Below are 4,369 nucleotides of genomic sequence, written 5' to 3' on the forward strand. Positions count from 1 at the left end.
ATAACTTAGGATTTATCTTCCAAGATTATAACTTACTTGATTCTTTAACAGTACGAGAAAACATAGTTTTACCACTGGCTATTGCAAAGATGCCAACAAAGGCCATTAGCGCAAGGGTTGACCGTATTGCAGGTTTGTTTGGAATTAGTGATTTGCTTGATAAATATCCTTATCAAATATCGGGTGGACAAAAACAGCGTACAGCCTCATCGCGTGCATTAGTGACAGAGCCAAAAATAATTTTTGCTGATGAGCCTACAGGAGCACTTGATTCAAAATCTGCTACTGATTTACTTGAAAGTTTAAGTGATTTAAATCAATCTCAAGCCGCAACGATTATGATGGTTACCCATGATGCATTCGCAGCTAGCTTCTGTCAACGCATACTCTTTATTCAGGATGGGCAGCTTTCTAAGGAAATTCATCGTGGGACTCTAACAAGGAAGCAATTTTTCCAAGAGATCTTGCAGGTGCTATCTAGCATCGGGGGTGGAGTAAATGACGTTATTTAGTTTAGCGCGTAAAAACATTCAGCGCAATTTATCGAATTACTTTTTATATATTGCCTCGATGGTATTTAGTATTGTTATTTACTTTACATTTGTGACGCTGAAATATAATGATGATCTTTCAGCGTTAAAACAATCGTCACAACAGATTAAAGGATTGATGAGTGCGTCATCAGTAGTACTGCTGTTCTTTATAGTTATTTTTATGGCATATTCCAATTCATTTTTTATGAAGAAGCGGAAAAAGGAAGTTGCCCTCTACTCGTTACTAGGTGTTCGGAAGCAAAAAATTGGCTTAATGCTCTTTTTTGAGAATTTAGTTATAGGGCTTGTTTCTTTAGTACTTGGTATTGTTCTTGGATTCTTTATGTCACAAGGGCTATTAATGATTTTAGTGCGCTTAATGGGCTATGAAGTGGTAGGTAGCCTGACATTTTCGATGGAAGCACTAATTAATACGACATGCATTTTTACACTACTGTTTTTATTCACATCTTTACAAGGTTATCGTGTTATTTATCAATTTAAGTTAATTGATTTATTTCATGCTGAAAAACAGGGAGAGCAAATCCCGCGTGCATCATTAGTAGCTGCCTTACTGGGCACAGCGCTCATTGCATTTGGCTATTATACAGCTGCTTCTGATTTGTTTACAAGTAAAATTTGGCGATTCTTTACTATTTTAGGTACGCCATTAATGGTCATCGGTGTTACGATTGCCGGGACATATCTTCTATTCCATAGTGTGAGTGTCTTTGTGCTAACCGCTTTAAAAAAAGCAACATCATGGTCATGGAAAGGGTTAAATTTAATCGGTGTTTCCCAACTATTGTATCGTATCCGAGCAAACGCAAAGTCGTTGTCGATTATTGCTATTTTAAGCGCAACAACCATTACAGCTGGTGGTGGGGTCTTCGGTATGTATTACAATGCAGAAGCAAGTGTACGCCAGATGCTTCCGAATACGTTTATGTGGAAGGGCGATGCAGTTGAATTACCGCAGCAAGAGATTTTGTATAATGAATCGCTGTCAGTGAAAAATCTACGTGTGGATAATGAATTCTCATTTTTCGAATATACATTACTTAAGGAATCTGATTATAATCGTTTAGCTAAATTACAAGGTAAGAATCAAGAACTGCACGTTGCAGATGGTTCTACTGTGTTACTTGATGCAGCCTATGATGAGCGATTTTCACATGATTTTACTAACGAGGACTTTAAACTTGAAAACGGAGATTCCTTCCATGTAGATAAAATGTACACAGAAAGTGTTTTAAACTTTACATCTGCAGGCACAGTACTAGTTGTGAATGATCAGGAATTTACTGCTACAAATGCTGAAGAGGTGACGATTCAGGTTATTGGATTAGACAATGATTTAAAACAACAGACCATATCCAAAGACATTTACAAGCAGTTATCCTCTGAACAGCAAGAATCTTTCTCTAGCGTTCCACAAAGTTATGAGGACAGTATAGCGACAGTAGGTGCACTATTGTTTGTAGGAAGCTTTCTAGGCTTAGTGTTCCTAGCGGCAACAGGTAGTATTATTTATTTCAAAATTTTAACGGAAGCTGAAGAAGATCAGGCGAAATATGCCATTTTAAATAAAATCGGTGTGAATAGTAAGCAAATCTTAAAGACAGTAGCAGGTCAAGTAGCTGTAATCTTTAGTGCACCACTGATTGTCGGTATTGTGCATAGTTCGTTTGCATTACTTGCATTTTCACAATTATTTGGTATGAACATTACAAAGCCAGTAATACTGTGGATGATTGCATACTCAGCTATTTACTTTATTTATTATATTTTTACCGTACGTTCGTTCTATAAAATTGTAAGACAGGGGAATTAATATGAAAAAAGTATTTCTCGCAATAGGTGCTTTGTTTATCTTATTCGTAGCAGGGTTAGTCGTATTAATGACTGTAGACTTTAACCGTTTAAATAAAGACACGTACTATGTGCATATCACAGCTGATGGCGAGGTAGAGGAGTATAAGGCAGATAGCGGTCAAATCTATCAAACATATTGGTACGAGCTACCTGCATTCAATAAAAACGGAGAAGAAAAAACATTCAAATTTTCAGCTCAAAAAAACTTACGTCAGGATGCGTATTTAAAGCTTTATGTAAAAAAAGAAACGGAAGTTACTTCATATGATGAGGTGAAATTCCATGAGTTACCTGCTAAGGTGCAGGACCAAATGAAGTAGAAAAAAGGGGTGTCTCAAAGATTTTTTGAGACACCCCCTTTAGCGTTAAAATTTCTCGTTTTGACTTATGCGATTTTCACTTTGTAGATAAATGTTAACACTGGTTCCTTTTCCTTCTTCAGACGTAATGGTAACAGTGCCTCCATGGGCCTCAATAATATCCCTAGCAATGGCTGTGCCTAAGCCGGTACCCGTTGTTTTTTCTGTATTTGTACCTCGGTAATAGCGTTCAAAAATATGTTCTAAATCCTCTGCAGGGATTCCCTTGCCGTTATCAGAAATTGCAATAGAATTCCCATCAACCAACACTTGGACAGCTACATCTGGAGTATTGTGAAGGAGAGCGTTGTGTAAAAAGTTCATGATCGCTCTACGCATAAAATGCTCGTCGATTTGATGGTAACTGTTCTCAGAAGCCGCATTAAACTCGATATTGGCAAGCTCAAATTGTGTTGTATTTAAAGTATCAATAACAATCTCACGAATAAATGGCACCATATTAACTTTTCTTAATGAAAGTGGTAGCTGTTGATGTCTTAAGCGCATCGTCAAGTTCAAATCATCGAGTAGATCTTGCATATGCAATGATTGTTTTTCAATAATTTTGGCGTATTCTGTTTGCTCACTATAAGCTAATTGATCATCGTTCAATAGCTCTGCATAACCACGAATAGAAGCAAGCGGTGTTTTCATATCGTGTGAGACATTACTAATCCATTCCTCCCGCATAATCTCTAATCGTTTTCTTTCCTGTTCATGGGCTGCCAATTCTCGTGATACTTCATTTAAATTTTCAAAAACTGGTTTATATACACCACCAGGAGTTGTAGCAGTCTGATGTTCATGGTTTTTTAAATGGCGAATGCGTTCTATCATTGCATATAGAGGCTTCGTTAACGTACGACCAAAAAGCCAGCCAACTAATGTAGCTACTAACAAGTCGGCAATAACAATGAAAAGTCCGAATTTACCAATAAACTGTAAAAATGATGTGCCGGAAACATGCATGACTAACCGCGAAACATCACTCCTAATACCAATGAGATAACTAACCTCATCCTTGACGCCAATAAAAACAGTCGTATCAGCTTCAAATTCTTTATATTTATAAACTTGGATTAAGTCAATAGGTGCATAGTGTGAAGGTGCCTTTTCTGGTGTAAAGTGTGCATCAATAACTTGACCATTTACATCAAGCAATTGAATCCAAGCATTCCGCTGATGCAACTGTTCAAGCCCTTCTTTATTGATTGTCGCTGACCCATTCTTTATCTCAATATATTGTTGGAAATCCCGTACAAAGTCTTCCTCTTTAGTTGCAGATGGACCATCATAATCATTTGACAATCGATAAGTAAGGAGTCCTACGAAAATGGCTGTATTGACGAAAATAACAATAATGACAATAGATAGTACGGAAAGGAGAAAGCGCGCTGTTAATTTCCACTTCATCCTTGCGCCTCTTTTGGTATGACAAATTTATAGCCAAGTCCCTTTACTGTTGTGATGTAAAGAGGTTTAGAGGCATCCTGCTCAATTTTCTCACGTAGACGTCGTATATGCACCATGACCGTATTATCAGAGCCGAAAAAATCCTCTCCCCAAACACGTTCAAACAATGTTTCCTTACTTAAAATTCGA

Annotated in this window: 5 protein-coding genes; 3 read left to right on the forward strand and 2 right to left on the reverse strand. The window is 37.3% G+C overall.

Annotation, left to right across the window (positions count from 1 at the left end):
• The 3 genes from RT445_RS16790 to RT445_RS16800 all read left to right on the forward strand — a co-directional run.
• A partial coding sequence (locus tag RT445_RS16790; RefSeq protein WP_313471036.1) for an ABC transporter ATP-binding protein occupies nt 1-512 on the forward strand: 512 nt, incomplete at its 5' end.
• Complete coding sequence (locus RT445_RS16795; protein WP_312507206.1) at nt 499-2,367, forward strand: ABC transporter permease; 1,869 nt, start codon at nt 499-501, stop codon at nt 2,365-2,367. The genes RT445_RS16790 and RT445_RS16795, both read left to right, overlap by 14 nt.
• Nucleotide 2,368: 1 nt before the next feature.
• A complete protein-coding gene (locus RT445_RS16800; protein WP_312507207.1) occupies nt 2,369-2,728 on the forward strand; it encodes a YxeA family protein in 360 nt (119 codons plus the stop codon).
• Between the two features lie 45 nt (nt 2,729-2,773).
• On the opposite strand, the gene RT445_RS16805 is transcribed toward RT445_RS16800, so the two are convergent.
• Together RT445_RS16805 and RT445_RS16810 are read right to left on the reverse strand one after the other, a co-directional pair.
• A complete protein-coding gene (locus RT445_RS16805) occupies nt 2,774-4,180 on the reverse strand; it encodes a sensor histidine kinase (protein WP_312507208.1) in 1,407 nt (468 codons plus the stop codon).
• On the reverse strand, nt 4,177-4,369 hold a 193-nt coding region (locus RT445_RS16810; protein ID WP_313471037.1), incomplete at its 5' end, for a winged helix-turn-helix domain-containing protein. The genes RT445_RS16805 and RT445_RS16810, both read right to left, overlap by 4 nt.

The sequence above is a fragment of the Lysinibacillus sp. genome (genome assembly GCF_032093475.1).
Classification (GTDB): Bacteria; Bacillota; Bacilli; order Bacillales_A; family Planococcaceae; genus Lysinibacillus; species Lysinibacillus irui.